The 19,174-nt window shown below is 42.1% G+C and carries 14 protein-coding genes; 10 read left to right on the top strand and 4 right to left on the bottom strand.

Annotation, left to right across the window (positions count from 1 at the left end; all coding sequences use genetic code 11):
* Positions 1–15 precede the first annotated feature (15 nt).
* The 4 genes from AC1F2U_RS18845 (at position 16) to AC1F2U_RS18830 (ending at position 3,770) form a co-directional block, all read left to right on the top strand.
* Complete coding sequence (locus tag AC1F2U_RS18845) at positions 16–1,071, top strand: glutathione S-transferase family protein (RefSeq protein WP_480262487.1); 1,056 nt, start codon at positions 16–18, stop codon at positions 1,069–1,071.
* Positions 1,068–1,952 carry an aspartoacylase gene (locus AC1F2U_RS18840; RefSeq protein WP_480262486.1) on the top strand — a complete coding sequence of 295 codons (885 nt, stop codon included), beginning with the start codon at positions 1,068–1,070 and terminating at the stop codon, positions 1,950–1,952. The genes AC1F2U_RS18845 and AC1F2U_RS18840 overlap by 4 nt, the downstream gene beginning before the upstream one ends.
* 321 nt (positions 1,953–2,273) lie before the next feature.
* Positions 2,274–2,450, top strand: a complete 177-nt coding sequence (locus AC1F2U_RS18835; RefSeq protein WP_480262485.1) for a hypothetical protein — start codon at positions 2,274–2,276, stop codon at positions 2,448–2,450.
* 336 nt (positions 2,451–2,786) lie between these two features.
* Positions 2,787–3,770 (top strand): polysaccharide deacetylase family protein, encoded by a 984-nt coding sequence (locus tag AC1F2U_RS18830; protein WP_480262484.1) that lies wholly within the window; start codon positions 2,787–2,789, stop codon positions 3,768–3,770.
* 190 nt (positions 3,771–3,960) lie between these two features.
* Here AC1F2U_RS18830 and AC1F2U_RS18825 read toward each other — a convergent pair whose 3' ends face one another.
* Positions 3,961–8,631 carry a beta strand repeat-containing protein gene (locus AC1F2U_RS18825; protein WP_480262482.1) on the bottom strand — a complete coding sequence of 1,557 codons (4,671 nt, stop codon included), beginning with the start codon at positions 8,629–8,631 and terminating at the stop codon, positions 3,961–3,963.
* 331 nt (positions 8,632–8,962) lie between these two features.
* On the opposite strand from AC1F2U_RS18825, the gene AC1F2U_RS18820 reads away from it, so the two are divergent.
* Positions 8,963–11,404, top strand: coding sequence for a dynamin family protein (locus tag AC1F2U_RS18820; RefSeq protein WP_480262481.1), 2,442 nt, complete (start codon positions 8,963–8,965; stop codon positions 11,402–11,404).
* A gap of 236 nt (positions 11,405–11,640) precedes the next feature.
* Positions 11,641–12,666 carry a S66 peptidase family protein gene (locus AC1F2U_RS18815; RefSeq protein ID WP_480262480.1) on the top strand — a complete coding sequence of 342 codons (1,026 nt, stop codon included), beginning with the start codon at positions 11,641–11,643 and terminating at the stop codon, positions 12,664–12,666.
* A gap of 193 nt (positions 12,667–12,859) precedes the next feature.
* On the opposite strand, the gene AC1F2U_RS18810 is transcribed toward AC1F2U_RS18815, so the two are convergent.
* From AC1F2U_RS18810 to AC1F2U_RS18800, 3 genes are all read right to left on the bottom strand, one after another.
* Complete coding sequence (locus AC1F2U_RS18810; RefSeq protein WP_480262479.1) at positions 12,860–13,381, bottom strand: hypothetical protein; 522 nt, start codon at positions 13,379–13,381, stop codon at positions 12,860–12,862.
* 68 nt (positions 13,382–13,449) lie between these two features.
* Entirely contained in the window at positions 13,450–13,887 is a 438-nt protein-coding gene (locus AC1F2U_RS18805; RefSeq protein WP_480262478.1) for a hypothetical protein, read from the bottom strand.
* Between the two features lie 126 nt (positions 13,888–14,013).
* Positions 14,014–14,904, bottom strand: a complete 891-nt coding sequence (locus tag AC1F2U_RS18800) for a DUF2382 domain-containing protein (protein ID WP_480262477.1) — start codon at positions 14,902–14,904, stop codon at positions 14,014–14,016.
* A 587-nt stretch (positions 14,905–15,491) separates the two neighbouring features.
* On the opposite strand from AC1F2U_RS18800, the gene AC1F2U_RS18795 reads away from it, so the two are divergent.
* The 4 genes from AC1F2U_RS18795 to AC1F2U_RS18780 all read left to right on the top strand — a co-directional run bounded on the left by AC1F2U_RS18795 (position 15,492) and on the right by AC1F2U_RS18780 (position 19,124).
* Positions 15,492–15,947 carry a CAAD domain-containing protein gene (locus tag AC1F2U_RS18795; protein WP_480262476.1) on the top strand — a complete coding sequence of 152 codons (456 nt, stop codon included), beginning with the start codon at positions 15,492–15,494 and terminating at the stop codon, positions 15,945–15,947.
* Between the two features lie 129 nt (positions 15,948–16,076).
* The gene (locus AC1F2U_RS18790; RefSeq protein ID WP_480262475.1) at positions 16,077–16,559 is read left to right on the top strand and encodes a hypothetical protein; all 483 of its coding nucleotides are present in this window, start codon (positions 16,077–16,079) and stop codon (positions 16,557–16,559) included.
* A 156-nt stretch (positions 16,560–16,715) separates the two neighbouring features.
* The gene (locus AC1F2U_RS18785) at positions 16,716–17,360 is read left to right on the top strand and encodes a hypothetical protein (RefSeq protein ID WP_480262474.1); all 645 of its coding nucleotides are present in this window, start codon (positions 16,716–16,718) and stop codon (positions 17,358–17,360) included.
* A gap of 276 nt (positions 17,361–17,636) precedes the next feature.
* On the top strand, positions 17,637–19,124 hold the full coding sequence (locus tag AC1F2U_RS18780; protein WP_480262473.1) for a helix-turn-helix domain-containing protein: 1,488 nt from the start codon (positions 17,637–17,639) through the stop codon (positions 19,122–19,124).
* The last annotated feature ends 50 nt before the right edge of the window (positions 19,125–19,174 follow it).

The following is a 19,174-nucleotide window of genomic DNA, read 5'->3' as shown; positions in this document are numbered from 1 at the left end:
AGCAAAATTGTCGCCATGACTAACTCAACTCCAATGGATGACGAGAAAAAGCTCCCCAAGAAGAAAGGCAAGTCGCTTCCTCCCAAGCTGATTATCTGGGTAGGAAAGTTTGTCTGGACGACTATGTGGCAGATAATGATGTCAAATCTTGCTCCTCGCAATCAGTCGGGAGCATATATTCGTCCTAATAGCCAGTTTCGCAAGTTCATCGGTACAGAAGAAGGGAATCCACACCCACCAGCAACGGGGCGCTACAAACTCTATGTTGGGCTGGGCTGTCCTTGGGCGCATCGAACTTTAGTTGTGCGATCGCTTAAAAAACTCGAAGCGGTAATATCAGTTTGTATAGTCTCTCCTTCTCCCGTTGAAGGCGGTTGGATATTTAACGATGAAGTTGAAGGTTGTCGCACACTGGCTGAATTTTATCAGAAGGCAGAACCCGGCTACAGTGGACGCTCTACAGTGCCAGTATTATGGGATAACCAAACAAAAACCATCGTCAATAATGAAAGTTCAGAGATTATCGTCATGCTGAACTCTGAGTTTAACGAGTTCGCCAACAATCCGACGCTAAATCTTTACCCAGAAGAACTTAAAGAGAAAATTGACTGGTGGAATGAGAAGATTTATCACGCGGTAAATAACGGGGTGTATCGTTGCGGCTTTGCCCAGACTCAAGAAGCATACAATCAAGCCTGTAATGAACTGTTCGCAACTCTCGATGAGATTGAACTCGCATTGCAGACTAATCGCTATCTCTGCGGTGAACATTTGACACTTGCAGATGTGCGGTTATTCACGACATTATTTCGGTTTGATAGTGCCTACTATGGGCTGTTTAAATGCAATCGGCAGCGAATTCGAGACTATCAGAATCTCGGAGCTTATCTGCGCGATTTGTATCAGCTTCCAGGTGTAGCTGACACTTGCGACGTAGAAACTGTGAAGCGGGACTACTACGGAAATTTATTTCCACTCAACCCCGGTGGGATTATCCCGAATGGGCCAGATATGTCTTATCTTAATCAACCACACGATCGCGATCGCATTGGCAGAGTGAATGCTTCATGAACCAGATTAATCGAGTTGCAATTGTCGGTGGAACTCATGGCAATGAGTTTACAGGAGCATACCTAATCCAGAAATTTGCCCAGTTTCCCGATTTAATTACTAGATCGAGTTTTGAGACAGTCACTCTGTTGGCAAATCCTCATGCTTTTGCCGCCGGAAGACGATATGTAGAGAAAGATTTAAATCGCTGTTTTCTCAAGCAAGATTTACAAGATCCGACTTTGAATAGTTACGAAGATTTGCAAGCTAAATTAATTCAGGATACCCTAGTATCAAATGGGGATAAACAAGCCGATTTCATCTTAGACTTGCACAGCAGTACAGCTAATATGGGTCTGACAATTATTCTTGATAATAGTCATCCCTTAAACTTAAAATTGGCTGCTTATCTGAGCCAGATTAATCCTTTAGTTCGGGTTTATCGTTGCTCTTTTAAATCAATTGCAGAAAACCCATTTGTAAATTCTCTGTGCGAATTAGGCTTTGCGTTTGAGGTTGGCCCAATTGCCCAAGGACTTTTAAAAGCAACGCTGTTCCAACAAACAGAGGAACTTATTCGCGCCCTTCTGGACTACCTAGAACAGTTTAACCAGGGTAAAATTCTATCAAATAATAAAACGTTGATTCTCTATGACCATTTATCAGTTGTAGACTACCCAAAAAAACCGGATGGTACAATCTTTGGAATGATTCATCCAGAGCTTCAGGATAAGGATTATCAAGCCTTGAACCCAGGAGATCCAATTTTTATAACTTTTGACGATAAAACAATTGTTTATGAAGGTGCATCTACTGTTTGGCCAATTTTTATTAATGAGGCAGCTTACTACGAAAAGGGAATTGCAATGTGTTTAACCCAGAGGCAGCAAATCAACATCTAGGATGTGGATAGCAAAGTACACACAAGTCTTTTAGAGTGGTTCCACAGGCTTTTAATCCCCCCAACCCCTCTCGAAAAACAAAACTGTTTTTTATTCCCTCAAAGGCTCAAAAAAGACTTGTGTTGTACACGAAAGTACTTGTGTTGCGCACGAAAGTACTTGTGTTGTACACGAAAATACTTGTGTTGTACACGAAAATACTTGTGTTGTGCACGAAAGTACTTGTGTTGCGAACGAAAATACTTGTGTTGTGCACGAAAGTACTTGTGTTGCGAACGAAAATACTTGTGTTGTGCACGAAAGTACTTGTGTTATGAAAGAATGGCACTAAGAAAAGCCCAAAAGCTTGTGCCGTCTTGTTTCCAGCCTGGAGGCTTGAGAATGTATTTAAAAGAGGCTCTGCCTCTTGTCAAGCTACTGGAGGCGGCAACCCTTCCAGAATGGGTTCCCTGCCTAGAGCCTCTTAAGCAGTCAGAGCAAGGGCTGTATCTTTCTTAGTGCGATTCTGTTATGAAGGAAAGTACTTGTGTTATGAACGAAAGAACTTGTGTGTACACCGTAGCCAAAGCATCGCGGAGGGGAGACAAAGCGTAGCTTTGGCGGGGTGGGGTTGTTTGGGTTTAATAAGTAATCAAGCAGACATGATATGAGGGGCTATGCTTACGAAATGCTGCTTTTAAACTAACTCTTTATTTTGAAAATTAGGAGCCGCAAATATTCTAGCTTGGGGTTTCCCTTAAACTCAGCCCCGATCGAACTATAGAACTTGACTAGTAAAGTCCAAACCTTAGACTATAATTGACGCTTAAAATTGTCCAAATAATTTAACTCATAATGAAAACAAAGCAAAAAGGAAACAAACCAATAGCCAGTCTTTCTCTAGATTTGGATAATATTTGGTCTTATTTAAAAAATCAGGGCGCTCCGGGTTGGGAGACTTATCCTTCTTACCTGGATATCGCAGTACCTCGTTTCTTAGATATTCTCAAGCAATGGGATTTGACAATCACAGTATTCATTGTCGGTCAGGATGCAGCGCTAGAAAAGAATACCAAAGCAATACAAGCGATCGCTAGCGCCGGTCACGAAATTGGCAACCATTCATTCTATCACGATCCTTGGCTACATCTGTATTCAGAGAATGAAATTGAAGAAGAGGTGGCACTCGCCGAAGAACATATCAAGCGCGTCACTCATCAACATCCTATCGGCTTTCGGGGCCCAGGATACAGTTTTTCTCCAGCAGTATTGAAAGTTTTAGCACGACGAGGATACGAATATGATGCTTCGACTTTCCCTACATTTTTGGGGCCTATAGCACGAGCATATTATTTAATAACTTGTAAATTGAGCAAGGAAGAACGTAAAAAACGGGAAGCGCTGTTTGGCGGTTTTAAAGAGGGTTTGCAGCCTCTAAAACCTTACCAGTGGCAACTAGATAAGGATAGGCTAACTGAGATTCCCGTTACCACCATGCCAGTTTTTAAAGTGCCAATTCACTTTAGTTACATAATGTTTCTGAGTACATTTTCTTCGGAAGTGGCGTTAGTGTACCTGCGAATTGCTCTGTGGCTGTGTAAAGTTACACGCGTCCAGCCTTCTTTGCTACTCCATCCTACAGACTTTGTAAGTCAAGAAGATGTGCCAGAACTCTCATTCTTTCCTGGTATGAGTGTTCCCACTTACAAAAAGCTGGCAATAGTGAACAAAAGTTTAGAAATTATATCGAGTCAGTTTAATGTTTTGACTGTTGGACAACACGCTAAATTTGCAGTTGATGCCCTTAAATTACCTGTATTAGTGCCTCAAAAAAGGTAAAAATATCATCTATGCAATTTATTAACAACAATTCAGAACTCAGGAGTCAGAATTCAGTTGTCGTAGGGGTATAGCATTGCTCATTGGTGTCAACTTAAGCTAAAAGCTAGTTTTAGGCTGGGTTTTAGCTTAAGTTGCAATGAGTATTGCTGTGCCCCTACCGCATGGTATATTTACCTGAAAATAGCATCTAAACTTGCACAACAAAATCTGATGCACTCAGAGTTGGCGCACCAGTCAAAGTTGCAAATAGACCGCCACTACCAAAACCAGCCGCACTGCCATTTTGGTTGTAAAATAACTGTCCACTCACAGGGTCGTAGATAATTTTCGCTGTGCTGGTTCCCCTATGAGAAGTGATTTGAAAATCACTCTTGTTACTAAAACCTGTTCCAGGAGTTGAAGCGATCGCACTAAAGGTAATTTTATCTAAAACAATCTTATCACCCTCGGAACTGTTGAAGTCAGCGATCGCATCTATACCAACAGCAGTCGCGCCAAAAACTGCATCGGTGTTGTAAACGAAAGAGTCAGCGCCAGCACCGCCAACGAGAGTATCATTGCCAGCACCACCGACGAGAGTATCATTACCAGCACCACCTCGCAATAGATCGTTGCCACTCAAGCCATAGATAATATCATTACCCCCTTGAGCATTAATCACATCGTTGGAGTTTTCAAAACCTGTGATGCTGTTATTCAGGTCATTGAGGAATGTGACAGTGTTTTTGTTAAACAGGCTAGTTTGAGTAGAGTTGGCATTAAAGACATCAAAGCTGTCGGTGATGTTAGTTTGCCCATCAAACTCTATATTGCCAATCGCAGGTGTTGCTCCAGAAGCAGGCAGATTATCGAGGCTTTCTAATTTGAAGTTTTGCAGAGTGACTTTGGTATTAGCAACATTTTCAAAGGTAACTTCTAAGTTGTTAGCATTTTGAGTTAATTGCAGATTTTGGGCAGTCAAACCCGAACCCATAAATTGCAAGGTATCAACATTGGCGATCGCTGCTGATGTTGGGGTTGTGCCTTTCCCAATGCCACCAAAATCGGTGATGGTGTCATTGCCATCCCCAGGGCGAAATACAAATGTATCTTGACGGCTGTTGCCTGTCGGAGTGAGGGTGCCGCCACTGCCCAGATTCGTCTCCCCAAACACTACATAGCTTTGTCCAACAGAACCTTTGCCGTTGGTGTTGGGACCAGTTGCCCCAATAATCAGGTCGTCAATGCCATCATTGTTGATGTCCCCCGCATTACTAACCGATAAGCCTGAGAAGTCACCTGCTGCAATGCCGTTAACTATAAAGCCATTAGTGCCATTCAAAGAAAAGAGGTTAAGGTCAGAAAGGTTGAGGGTGCCGCCAATGCCCAGATTCTTACCCCCAAACACTACATAGGTTTGCCCAGCAGAACCTTTGTCGTTAGGGGAGGCACCAGGTGCCCCAATAATCAGGTCGTCAATGCCATCGTTGTTTATGTCCCCCGCATTACTAACTGGGTTGTAACCTGCTGCAATGACGTTAATTATAAAGCCATTAGTGCCATTCAAAGAAGAGAGGTTGAAGGTGCCGCCACTGCCCAGATTCGTCCCTCCAAAAACTACATAACTTTGCCCAGGACCATCTCCAATAATCAGGTCATCAATGCCATCGTTGTTGATGTCCCCCGCATTGCTTACTGAGTTGCCTAATCTGTTATATTCAGAAATGCCGTTAATTATAAAGCCATTAGTGCCATTCAGGTTAGAAAGATTGAAAGTGCCGCCACTGCCCAGATTCGTTCCCCCAAACACTAGATAGCTTTGCCCAGCACCATTGATGCCGTTGGGGTCGGCATAAGGTGTCGCAACAATCAGGTCATCAATGCCATCGTTGTTGATGTCCCCTGCATTGCTGACTGAGACGCCTGAGAAGTCACCTGCTGCAATGCCGTTAATTATAAAGCCATTAGTGCCATTCAAAGAAGAGAGGTTGAAGGTGCCGCCACTGCCCAGATTCGTTCCTCCAAACACTACATAGCTTTGCCCAGCAGAATCGTTGCCGTAGGGGTAGACACCAGGTGCCCCAATAATCAGGTCGTCAATGCCATCGTTGTTGATGTCCCCCGCATTGCTGACTGAATAGCCTGAGTTGTCACCTGCTGCAATGCCGTTAATTATAAAGCCATTCGTGCCATTCAAAGAAGAGAGATTGAAGGTGCCGCCACTGCCCAGATTCGTCCCCCCAAAAACTACATAGCTTTGCCCAGCACCATTGATGCCGTTGGGGTCGGCAGAATATGCCCCAATAATCAGGTCGTCAATACCATCACCGTTGATGTCCCCCGCATTCCTGACTGAGAAACCTGAGTTGTCACCTGCTGCAATGCCGTTAATCAAAAAGCCATTAGCGCCATCCAAAGAAGAGAGGTTGAAGGTGCCACCACTGCCCAGATTCGTCCCCCCAAAAACTACATAGCTTTGCCCAGCATTATCTTTGCTGTAGGGGTTGGCATTCCTTGCCCCAATAATCAGGTCGTCAATGCCATCACCGTTGATGTCCCCCGCATTGCTGACTAAGAAGCCTAAGTTGTCACCTGCTACAATGCCGCCATTAATTATAAAGCCATTCGTGCCATTCAAGTCAGAGAGGTTGAAGGAAGAGTTGGCATCCGCACTACCGACAAGGGTATCATTGCCTGCACCACCGATAAGGGTATCATTGCCTGCAACACCTCTGAGCACGTCATTGCCACTCTTGCCGTTGATGATGTCGTCACCCCCCTGACCATTAATGATATCAGCGGAGTTGTCAAAACCCGTGATGTTATTGTTGAGTTCATTGAGGAAAGTCACCGTGTTCTTGTTGAATAGCGTAGTTTGAGTGGAATTGACATCGAACACATCAAAGCTGTCGGCGATGTTGGTTTGCCCATCAAATAAGATATTGCCAATCGCAGGTCTTGCTCCAGAAGTTGGCACATTATCGAGGTTTTCTAATTTGAAGTTTTGCAGAGTGACTTTGGTATTAGCCACATTTTCAAAGGTAACTTCTAAGTTGTTAGCGTTTTGAGTTAATTGCAGATTTTGGGCAGTTAAGCCACTACCTGTAAATTGCAAGGTGTCAACATTTGCAATGACTTCTGCTGAAGGATTTGTACCTTTCCCAATGCCAGCAAAATCGGTGATAGTGTCATTGCCATCACCAACGCGAATAATAAATTTGTCTTGACCCCCGTTGCCTGTTAAAGTATCGTCTCCAGTTAACCCATCGATGATATTATTGCTAGGTGTGCTAAATAAGTTATCTGCATCGGGAGTTCCAGTCAGGTTAGGAGAGGTGTTGCTACTGGCAATATTCGTCCCTCCAAACACCACATAGCTTTGCCCAGCACCATTGATGCCGTTGGGGTCGGCATCTGGTGCCCTAATAATCAGGTCGTCAATTCCATCGTTGTTGATGTCCCCCGCATTGCTGACTGAGATGCCTGATGCGTCATATGCTGCAATGCCATTAATGAAAAAGCCATTAGTGCCATTCAAGTCAGAGAGGTTAAGGGTGCCGCCACTACCCAGATTCGTTCCCCCAAACACCACATAGCTTTGCCCAGCATCGACAATGCCGTTGGGGTCGGCACTACTTGCCCCAATAATCAGGTCGTCAATGCCATCACCATTGATGTCCCCCGCATTGCTGACTGAGGAGCCTGATCTGTCACCTACTGCAATGCCGTTAATCAAAAAGCCATTCGTGCCATTCAAATCAGAGAGGTTGAGGATGCCGCCACTGCCCAGATTCTTCCCCCCAAACACCACATAGCTTTGCCCAGAAATACTGATACCATTAGGGTCGGCACCACTTGCCCCAATAATCAGGTCGTCAATGCCATCACCATTAATATCCCCCGCATTGCTAACTGAGGAGCCTGAAAAGTCACGTTCTGCAATGCCGTTAATCAAAAAGCCATTACTGCCATTCAACTCAGAGAGGTTGAGGCTGCCATCACTGCCCAGATTCGTCCCCCCAAACACTACATAGCTTTGCCCAGCATTATCTTTGCCGTTGGGGGAGGCACCATATGCCCCAATAATCAGGTCGTCAATGCCATCACCATTGATGTCCCCCGCATTGCTGATTGAGGTGCCTGAGTAGTCACCTACTACAATGCCGTTAATCAAAAAGCCATTAGTGCCATTCAAATCAGAGAGGTTGAGGCTGCCGCCACTGCCCAGATTCGTCCCTCCAAATACCACATAGCTTTCCCTAGCTTCAAAATTGCCGTTGGGGGACGCACCATATGTCCCAATAATCAGGTCGTCAACACCATCGTTGTTGATGTCCCCCGCATTGCTGACTGAGTTGCCTAAGAAGTCATTTGCTGCAATGCCGTTAATTATAAAGCCATTAGTGCCATCCAAAGAAGAGAGGTTGAAGGTGCCGCCACTGCCCAGATTCGTCCCCCCAAACACCACATAGCTTTGCCCAGCAGTATCTTTGCCGTTGGGGGAGGCATTTCGTGCCCCAATAATCAGGTCGTCAATACCATCATTGTTGATGTCCCCTGCATTGCTGACTGAGTAGCCTAAGAAGTCACCTGCTGCAATGCCGTTAATCAAAAAGCCATTACTGCCATTCAAATCAGAGAGGTTGAGGGTGCCGCCACTGCCCAGATTTGTTCTCCCAAACACTACATAGCTTTGCCCAGCATCATATTTGCCGTTGAGGTCGGCATCATTTGCCCCAATAATCAGGTCGTCAATGCCATCGTTGTTGATGTCCCCCGCATTACTCACTGAGACGCCTCTTGCAATGCCGTTAATTATAAAGCCATTAGTGCCATTCAAATCAGAGAGGTTCAGCAGGTTGAATAATGAATTAGCCATGATTTTCTCCTGTGTTTATTTCTTGTTAGTCAGCGAGTGAACTTTAAGGTTCTATGCTTGAAGTTCCGTGTTCTAAGTAGAGGGCTACAGATGTATGTCCTAACACTTGCACAAAAAAATCTGATGTACTGAGACTGGGCGCACTATTAACAACTACAAATTGACTGCTACTTCTGCAACCAGGTTGGCTTTGGGTTTATAGAATAATCGCTTATTAATTAATTTGTATAGTGCGTCAGTTAAAGCACAGTGAAATTGTCAGGAATTTTACTGAACCAGTAACCCAAGAAATATTACTAATATATACATAAATATTTTCAGGATGCTGAATATGTCAGATATGCCGCTTCAATGCAAAAATTTGAAAGAGCAGGTTGAGTCTATATTACAACTTTTACAACAAGAACCAACACTACGTTCTCAAGATATTACACCTGTACGAACTTCTTTAAGTAAGGCGATTTCTCCCAAGTTTGAAATTGTATTTGCAGGTGCTTTTAGTGCCGGGAAATCAATGCTAATCAATGCACTATTAGAAAGGGAATTACTCTACAGCGCAGAAGGACACGCTACAGGTACAGAATGCAAAATCGAGTATGCAGAAGTAGATAAAGAACGTGTTGTTTTGACGTTTTTAAGTGAAGCAGAGATTCGGGAACAAGCAGTTTCTTTGTGTCAGCAACTAGGATTTCAGACAGTCACTAATATTAACCAAACTGAGGTAATTAACCTGCTACGTCAAGGTTCTGAAGCGATTATTCAGCAGGAGGGTGGTGAGAGTCAATCAGAACGTGCAAAACAGGCGAAGGCGTTAATGTTGTTGCTAGAGGGATATATGGCAAACCGCGATCGCATCAACACGGTTAATAATGCTACATACTCAATGGAGCAATTTAACTTTTCCAATCTCAAGGAAGCGGCTGGATATGCGCGTCGTGGTAGTAATAGTGCGGTATTGAAGCGGATAGAATATTACTGCAATCATCCTCTGCTACAAGATGGTAATGTAATTATTGACACGCCGGGGATAGATGCGCCAGTAGAGAAAGACGCACAACTAACTTATGCCAAAATTCAACATCCTGATACTTCGGCGGTGGTGTGCGTGCTAAAACCTGCTTCGGCGGGTGATATGACAAAAGAAGAAACAGAACTTTTGGAATTAATGCGGGAGAATGGGGGAGTACGCGATCGCGTTTTCTATGTCTTCAACCGGATCGATGAAACTTGGTATAATACTCAGCTACGGCAACGATTAGACGATTTGCTTAGTGGGCAATTTGCCAATTCCAGGAAGGTTTATAAAACCAGTGGATTATTAGGATTTTATGGCAGTCAGATTAAACAGACAAGCCCACAAGATAGATTTGGTTTAGATTCTGTTTTTGCAGAAAGTATTAAAGGTTTAGATGGTAAAGAAGAAACTCCACAATTTGTCTATGCCTTTAACAACTACTGTGTAAATTCAGGAAAGCTATCTTCCAGTAAATTCCGTGTCTCTGTGAACGGCTTTGAAACTCCAAATCAAAATTATGTGCGCATTCTGGGAGAGTGGGGAAATGAACTGATAAAAAAGCTAATTCAAGATAGTGGAACTGAAGAATTTCGCACAGCTATTACTCGTTATCTTACCGAAGAAAAGCGTCCCCAATTATTTAAAAATCTTGCTGATGATTTGGAAGATGTTTGTATTAAGCTCAAAAAACATTATCAGAGTGTCCAACGCGATTTAGATAGTCAGCCCCAAGAAATTGAGACGATGAAGGCGCAAGAGTTACAATGCCTAAATCAGCAACTACAGCAAATTGGCAGAGAATTTAGCGAGCATATCAAAGAAGAAGTTAACCATGTAATTAATAATTCTTGTGATGCTTTTGAAGCAGATTTTAAGCAATTGCAATCACGAATGATTCGCCGCTTAGATGAATTGCTAGATACTTTTTCTGTAGCTTCTGCTTATCAACGTGCAACCATCAGCCATCCTCGCAACGCTACTGCACCTTTAATTGCTATTTTAGTAGAGGCATTTTATTACTTAGCAAATCAATTAGAAGATATTTTGGTTGAATCTTCTCAGCAAGTAGTTGCAAATTATTTTCAGCGGTTAATTGAAAAGATTCGCAAGTCAGAATATTATCGTCAACTGTATCGTTTATTAGATAATGATGGCGGTATCGAACAAGAGATTAGAAGTTTAGAAAAATTAGTTACTCAAGCACTGGTGAGTGCAGCTAGTGTAGAGTGCGATCGCTTTGTGCGAGAAAGCCCTAGATTTTACGATGAAGGCACTTTTTCTATATATCAATTTCGCCAAACTTTATCGCAAACTTCTCAAGGTTACGACGCTGAAAGTATCGTGGAAGCAGAACCAGCCATTAGGCAGTTATTGAAGTTAGATTTTGAACCAAAAGTTTCCCAAACTATTCGCAAATCTTTCCGTCAAACTATCAATCAAACACTGAAAAGTCAGTTATTGCCAATGGCAGATCGGCAAGCAGATGAAATTTTGCAACAATACCCACAGGCACGTGCTTATTTAGAGAAAATATTAGAACAAGAAGCTGAAGAAAAAATTGCAAATAATCGCCGATTGTTGAATGTTGTTGAAGAAAATATTGCAGCATATAATTCGGCAGTTTCTAGTATTAATAGTTGTTTACAGACGATGCAATTATACGATCGCCTTTTGCCTATCATCAGTGATTCATTTGCTACTGATGCTAAGTTGACTAATAATGGATTTGTGATTTCAGATATGATACAAAAGGTTTAATTTTATTAGGACTTACGCACACTTTACAAATTCTTGGCGTCTTGGCGTCTTCTCTGCGAGACGCGAAGCGCGATGGCGGTTCGACAAATTAAGCTTTTGGGCGATTTTTGCGTAAGTCCTATTTATATATCGCAATCCTATTTAATTTGTGAAAATTCGCGGTATCCAGATCCCCGACTTCGTAAAAGTTGTCGGGGATCTAACTTTTTAGAATCCTAATCCCCAACACAATAATTATGAATATCAAGCGTCGGGAATTTCTTGCAACCTGTGGGCTGGCTACTTTAGCCACTCAAATACCAACACTTACCGCCCAAGGTAAGCCATCTCTAAACACCATCCGCAAGCCGCCCCGCCTACAACCTGGCGATATCGTAGGGTTAATCGCCCCTGCGGGTATCGTTGACGCTAAAGACATTGAAGCCGCGCATAAATCAATTTCACAGTTAGGTTTAAAAGTCAAGCTGGGGAAACATATTTTAGATCGTTATGGCTATTTAGCGGGTAAAGACAGCGATCGCGCCCAGGATGTAAACTTGATGTTTAGCGATCGCACCATCAAAGCAATTATTCCCATGCGTGGAGGTTGGGGTTGTAATCGCATTTTACCCCTACTCAACTACTCGCTAATCCGCTCCCATCCGAAAATTATCATCGGTTACAGCGATATTACGACGCTGTTGTTAGCAATTAATGCCCGTAGTCAAATGATTACTTTTCATGGGCCAGTTGCTACGTCTACCTGGAATCGATTTACAGTCGATTACTTCAAGCGCATCCTATTTAATGCTGAAGCGGTGACTATGCAAAATCTCAACCCTAGCGAAGTGCGGATGGAGATAATAGCACCGGGAAAGGCGAGAGGTAAACTTGTGGGTGGAAACTTGTCAGTCTTATCAGCAATGGTAGGTTCACCTTACCTACCTTCTTGGAACAAAAGCATTCTGTTTGTGGAAGAAGTTGGCGAGGATGTTTATCGTATAGATAGGATGCTGACGCAATTAAAAACTGCTGGGATACTTAATCAAATTGCTGGCTTTATCTTTGGGCAATGCACTAAATGTAGTCTTGGAGATGAGCCGTCATTTACATTAATGCAAGTATTGCAACAACACATACTTCCTTTAGGTATTCCTGCTTGGTATGGTTCAATGATTGGTCATATTAAGGATAAATTCACTTTACCAATCGGTGTAGAAGTGGAAATAAATGCTGAACTTGGGACAATACGAATGTTAGAGGCGGCTGTTAGCCTTGTGTGAATGAGGCAGGAGGTTGGAATAAAAAATAGTGGCTCACATTTTATCTAAATTGCAAGCCACTAAATTGGAGATTTTGATGTTCTTGACTTTAATCCTTGCTCGTGTCTGACTTTTCACTATAGCTGCGCCTTGACTCCCACACTATATTTGCAGCATTCAGACAAAAGACTATGTGTATCAAGTTTGGAAATGCTTATTTATGACGACCGAACCATTTAGAGGCGATCGCTCCTAAAGCTGCACCTACCATTGGATTACTGAGAAACTTCAGAATCGCTGGTTGTTCAGCCATCACCTCTTGGAAGATGTCAGGATGGCTATGATATGTGAAAGACGCCAGCTTGCTGAGGTCATCTGCATTCATGTGGTTAGCGTTGTGGGTAGAAAGCCCCAAATCTCGCTCCAGATGGCGCTCGTCTAGACCTCTTTGCTTTAAGTGTTTGAAAAATGCCCGTGCAACATTATCCCGTTCATTAGGCTTAATCTGAGCGATCGCTTTTTGGAGTTCTGGCTCCAGCTGGCTTGGTGGAATGCTGTTATGGTTGAAAGATTGACTAAACAATTGCCGACGTTGATCGTGAGATGAACGCTGGGCAAAATCGTCAAAATTTTGGTATTCCTGAGTTTGGTCAGATGAAACATCATCTAAAGACTCTGTATTACCGTGAGCCAACTCGTTGAGAATTTCGCGTTTATACTTGTCACTGCTGCTCATTTTAAATGTCTCCTTTTTATACTTGCAATCAACTGAATTAACTCAGGTTTTCTCCAAAAAATGAGTCCCTATTTATAGTCAACTTGCTGAGATTGCACATCATACTGAGCCGTCAAAATCAGTTTTTTGTCTGGTGCATACATCAAAACTTTTAAGTCTTGATTAGGGAAATTTTTGTGAAAACCTTGGAGTAAGGATTTTGCTAATGGTCGCACTTCGGTCGGACGAACTTTAGGCGTAATCACGACACCTAACTTATTGTTGTCACGTACATAAGCATCTTGGACAATTCCCTTGGCTGTAGCGACAACCCAGTTCCCAAAATCTTGACCCTGTACACTGTTACCGCGTGACAACAAGGCATAGTCGGCACTATCACTGATTCCAGGCGGTAATTGAGTTGGTTGTTTAGCTTGAACAGTACCACTACAGGCGGCAGTCGTTGTTAGTACTAATACCAAGACTAAAGCTGTTAAAACCCGACGAAACTGTTGAATTATTTTCAATTTAAGCACCTCATTTAAACTAATGACTCTTCTGCAATATCAATCTAGTGAGAGTATTTCGAGTAGAAGTAGGTAGAAAACCCGCTCCTACTAGCTCAAATACAATGACCTTTGAGTTTAATTAGATTAAACCCGGTCAGTTTTATTGACTATTGGAGTTCCATCAGTGTCAACGTCTAATTCTTCGCGTCGAATGATTTCCTGAACCTCAACAGTTTCTTTATCTACAACTTTTTGCACTCTGACTTCTTCACGCAAAAAAGCTTCCTTTTGGACATCTGCAACTTCTTCATAGAGTTCTATATGTGTTACTTCGCCCTCACGGAAGTTAGCTGTTTGAGCAGACACAACTTTACCTGCGTCTTGAGGAGTCACTCGCTCAATCACGACTCGCTCTCTTTCTACCGGAACAGAAACTCTTGCAGTTTCAGTTTCGACATGCTTACCAATCGCTACTTCTCCGGTTTTCCGGCGCTGTTTATTAGCAACTAGCCTTTCTTCGTAGAGTTTGAAGGTTTGGTCGTCGTGAGCACTGACATCATATAGATCTGGCTCTTGTGCGTAGCTGTAGTTGTTGCGATCGGGACTAGAAGTAGTGCGCCCTACTGTCGATGCTACCGCAGCCGCAGATGTTGCATCCAGAGGTGCTGAACTTTCTACGGACGGTGTGCGATATGCTCCGCGCACCCGTTCTTCATAGTCGTAGTCAAGTGCTGTATGCTCTTGATATTCAGGTAAATTTTCGGCTTGCTCTCTTGTCATACCAACGACATATACTCGGTCTGCTGTAGAGTCAATACGCGATTTACCTATTGGTAGCAATACTTTCTTACCAAAAATCCAAAACCCTAAGTCAAGAATTAAATAGCGGAATGCTCCTTGGTCATCTACTACAGCATCACTTACTGTGCCAATCTTTTCATCAGTTCCCTGAACATACACACCCATCCCTTTGATGTCTTTACCAAGAGTATTATGGTAGTCTCTATCAAATTCACTTATTTTCTGGAGTGGCATTCTTTTATTCCTTAAAATTTTGCTGTGTCTTTTTTAAAATTACACAATTTAGTTTAGGTAAATCTTCTCTCCAAGGAGTGACTTCAATCATCTTGATATTTCATCAATCGAACTAATTAAATATAGTTTGATAACCCCCAAGCATGATACAACACAAGGCTTTTAGCATTAAGTTATTACTCTCAATTAAAATTTATTTTAACTAAATTTTTATAACTTTTGTGACTAGTTTCTAGCATTTATGTGACTACTTACTAGCAGTAAACTTAAAGTCTAAATTTAGCTAAATCGATACATACCATCAAACCTAGCTAGTTTAATATGTTTATTAATACCTTACACTTAAATCAAATATCCTCACATTCTTAAATATTTATTGCCTTAAGTTGTAATGCTTGCTCTATCACTCTTGTTGAAGACAGAATTTATTCCAAAAGATTGATGATAAGTAAATCTAAAAATGCCTAAATATTATTAAGCGTATTTACTCATCATCGGTATGCGGAACAAGCGCTCCATAAGTTGATAAATTGTGGCTAAGTGTAAACTTTAAAACTGCTCTCATTGCAGAAAATCAGGAGATAATTATGGATACAGAGTTACAACAAGATAAGTATGTCGATACTGCCTCCCCAAACCAGATGGAAGCACTTAAAGGTTCAGAGTCTGGAAACCTGGCAATGTTGCCACCCGCCTCGGAAAATGACGAACAATGGCAAAAAATTGGTAGACAGATTTCTATATTTTTGGCAAAAATACCTGAGTACATAGGTAGCTTCTACCAAGAATACAAATTGCTGATTATCAGCTTTGCGTTGCTTGTGATAACAGTTACGGCACTAAGGATTTTTCTAGCGGTACTCAACGCCATAAATGATATTCCCCTAGTTTCTCCATTTCTCCAATTAATTGGACTTGGTTACACAGTTTGGTTTACTTCCCGCTATTTACTCAAAGATTCGACTCGGCAAGAATTAGCAGTAGAAATTCGCTTGCTTAAAAAACAAATTCTAGGCAGAGAAGAATCACAGACTTTAAGCTAACTAAAGTATAGTGGCGGATACAGTGTATCTGAACTTTTGGTCAAGTAAAAAGCTGAGTTTTGCTTGACCATTGTATAAAACTGTAGACTCTTATACCACATTAGTTAAATTAGCAGGAAAAGGAAATGTATGATCAAGACAAATAGATTAGCTTCGCTGACAACAACAGTATTTCTTTCAACATTGCTAACAGTCCCTCTGCTTTCTAGCTGCGGCGGAGGTTCCCAAAATGCTGCGCCACCTCCAATTGACAATACTGTTGGGAGAAATTTAAATAATCGCGCCCCCGTAAATCAACCCCAAGCTAGGAGGGGATTAAGTACAGGGCAGAAAGTGGCAATCTTGGCAGGAGCCGCTGGACTTTTCTACCTCTACAATCAGCGAAAGAATGCCCAAGGAACGGGAGCGCAGGGGAAACACTACCTTTCTAAGAATGGGCGTGTTTACTATCGAGATGCTCAAAATCGCCCTGTCTGGGTAACACCGCCACAAGAGGGCATTCGTGTTCCAGAGGAGGAGGCACAACAATACCGGGACTTTCAAGGATATAACAACAGTCCCGCAGGGCGAGACTTAAGGGGTTTGGGTGCAGGTACTGTTCCGACAAATTAATTTTTGTACAGATTATAAATAGATGGCGTTTAACCGTCATTCTATTTTTTAATATAATGTTTTTCCGTATTTAAAGTTAATAATATTCATAAGTATAATATCAAGCATTATTATACTTTTTCAGAAAAGTCTTTTTTAAAAGTTTAGGAGTCACAAATGAATTTATTAGAAAAAATCTTCGGTGGCGGTGAGGTTCCAGAAAATGACTACCGCAATTTTGTCAATCGCTATGAGCAAGGTTTACCTCATGAGGGATACTCAGATGAAGAAGTTTTAAACCGTTATCAGCAAGTATCTAGACAGTTACCTCCAGACCTTTATCAGGAATCTGCACAAGAAGCCTTTAGTCGGATGTCACCACAAGAGCGGATGCAGTTTGGTCGCTCTCTTCAACAGCAGACACGCTCTTCAAACTTGAATTTTCCCGATCTAAACCAAGATGGTATAGACGATCGCTTTCAAGACCCAAATTATCTTGCTCAAACCACAGGCCGGGTTCACCAGCAACAACCAGATATACTCAGTCAAATTATGAGTGGTGCTGCGGGGAGCTTTATGGGTGGTCAAGGTGGTAACATTATGAGCAATCCATTAGCGAAGGGAGCAATGGCTGGTATCGCCGCCCTAGCTATGAAAAAGTTAATGGAAAGATGCAACCAAGGAAATTACGGGCAGTATGGTAACGTCCGCCCAGCTAGCCAAGACCCCTACGGCGATCCGGCGGATTACAGGCAGTATGGTAACGTCCGCCCAGCTAGCGAAGACCCGTATGGAGATCCGGCTGATCAACAGTACCGCTAGTAACCTCAAGCAGCAAAGCTGCAATTCATAATTACAATCAGTGAAAGCTTGAACTCATCATTGATAATTATGGTCAAGTAAAAATCAATTTTTTTACTTGACCACTTTTTATTAGATTGGTATCACCTGGTGGAAAATCTCTAGCATTGTTGGTGATTGTTTAAAGCGACTCAAAGGGGCTGAGAGTTATATTATAGCAAGGTCAATTAGAAGAAAATCAGGCTTTATTTCATCATTGTAAATTACCTACGTGAGCAGCCGATTGGTAGTAAGAAAATGAAACAGTTAGCAAAAACATTATATAGTAAGCTTCTGCATTTATTTAAGCAGGTAAGGGGAATTACAGTTTCCCGTAATCCAAATCAAAAGGAAACTAATGTTGCTCTTGATGAAGAATTTCTGGAACACTCAACTACTCAATTAAAAAAACAAATTCCTCTTCAAGACAGAGTTAAGGAATCTGAGCAAAACTTACAATTGAATTACCAGGATTCAGCAAAACCTCGGCAATTCAAAAAAGCTTCTTTATTTCCTGATAGTAAGACTAATGTTGCTGCATTGTCGCTAGTTTTGTATGGAGTTGCTGAAGTCTTATCTCAAAAAATGAATCTGTCATGGAATAAAGTAAATAATACTTTTAGTTACGAAAGAGAAACTGAAACTGGAAAAGGAAAAGTCTTTTATTATGTAACAGATAATCCCGAAACTCCACAACCAGAAACACTGGCAGAAGAGGCAGCTTTAGTTGTTATAAACGAATTTGATCCAAGAGCTTGTGCTATTCACCTGATTTACTGTGCCTTAGTAGCTAGCCTAGATAAACCTTGGTCAGGCAATTTTGTAATTGATGACAAGCAACTACTTGAATACACAGGTCTTGTAAAACGCAGGGATTTATGCAAGCATGAAAAATTGAGTATTTTGTACCACTTGTTACGGCAACCTGCTCAAGTACTAGCTTGTATTGCATGGCCTAAACAGGAGAAAGCTGGAGCTTTTACTGTTGCTGATTTAAAGATTTGGGACATCAGCATAATACGAGATTTTGAAACAGATAAAGCTGGCAATAACAAGCTAGTGGGTTTAAAGGTGATCGGTCAAGCTGGAGTATGGACAAAATACTTCCTCAACAAATCTAAATACGACTACCAGACTGGAATTATTACCAAGAAAACCGTACAGAAACTATTTAGTATTGGTAAACAAAATGCTGGCGCGGCTAGAATGCTAGTTTGGCTAACCTTCCAAATCAAACCGGAATTCCAGGATTGTGTAATGGGCAAGACTCTGATGGAGATTGCTTACGGTGCAGACAAGGTGTCAATAGCAGAGCAAGACAGACAGCTTAGACGGCAAATGGCTGATGATTTGGAAACTGACTTGAAAGTTGTCAAAGAAGCCGGATGGCAAGCAGAACTGGAAACAGGCCCAGCTTGGTTAACAAGCAGCAAAACTGCTAAAAGACCTATAGGTTACTGGAATCAAATACTCAATTCTAGATGGCGTTTTAATTTACCAGCAGAAGTACAAGAACGCTTGACCGTGGACTCGAATCAGCTAAGTGCAAACAATATCCAGCCTCTATCAGGTAATGTCATTAGAGAAGCGAGAAAAGCAAAAGGCTGGTCTAGAGCATTTTTCGCTACAACGATGGAGAAAAGCGTTTCCTGGGTTGATGCAGTCGAGACGGGTACACGTCAGGTTTCTCAAAAGGACTTGCCCAAGTTGCTCAATACACTAGAACTACACGTTAACAGGTATTGATGTTTGCAAGCCGCATACTCGTGCTGAGTTAATTTTTGCTAGATACTATT

Source organism: Nostoc sp. LEGE 12454 (assembly GCF_056620565.1).
The sequence above is the reverse complement of the archived record's forward strand: the minus strand, read 5'-3'. Positions and strand labels throughout refer to the sequence as shown.

Coding starts and splice junctions, on each gene's coding strand:
- AC1F2U_RS18845 (WP_480262487.1), top strand. CDS start 16: ATGACTAACTCAACTCCAATGGATGACGAGAAAAAGCTCCCCAAGAAG.
- AC1F2U_RS18840 (WP_480262486.1), top strand. CDS start 1,068: ATGAACCAGATTAATCGAGTTGCAATTGTCGGTGGAACTCATGGCAAT.
- AC1F2U_RS18835 (WP_480262485.1), top strand. CDS start 2,274: ATGGCACTAAGAAAAGCCCAAAAGCTTGTGCCGTCTTGTTTCCAGCCT.
- AC1F2U_RS18830 (WP_480262484.1), top strand. CDS start 2,787: ATGAAAACAAAGCAAAAAGGAAACAAACCAATAGCCAGTCTTTCTCTA.
- AC1F2U_RS18825 (WP_480262482.1), bottom strand. CDS start 8,631: ATGGCTAATTCATTATTCAACCTGCTGAACCTCTCTGATTTGAATGGC.
- AC1F2U_RS18820 (WP_480262481.1), top strand. CDS start 8,963: ATGTCAGATATGCCGCTTCAATGCAAAAATTTGAAAGAGCAGGTTGAG.
- AC1F2U_RS18815 (WP_480262480.1), top strand. CDS start 11,641: ATGAATATCAAGCGTCGGGAATTTCTTGCAACCTGTGGGCTGGCTACT.
- AC1F2U_RS18810 (WP_480262479.1), bottom strand. CDS start 13,381: ATGAGCAGCAGTGACAAGTATAAACGCGAAATTCTCAACGAGTTGGCT.
- AC1F2U_RS18800 (WP_480262477.1), bottom strand. CDS start 14,904: ATGCCACTCCAGAAAATAAGTGAATTTGATAGAGACTACCATAATACT.
- AC1F2U_RS18795 (WP_480262476.1), top strand. CDS start 15,492: ATGGATACAGAGTTACAACAAGATAAGTATGTCGATACTGCCTCCCCA.
- AC1F2U_RS18790 (WP_480262475.1), top strand. CDS start 16,077: ATGATCAAGACAAATAGATTAGCTTCGCTGACAACAACAGTATTTCTT.
- AC1F2U_RS18785 (WP_480262474.1), top strand. CDS start 16,716: ATGAATTTATTAGAAAAAATCTTCGGTGGCGGTGAGGTTCCAGAAAAT.
- AC1F2U_RS18780 (WP_480262473.1), top strand. CDS start 17,637: ATGAAACAGTTAGCAAAAACATTATATAGTAAGCTTCTGCATTTATTT.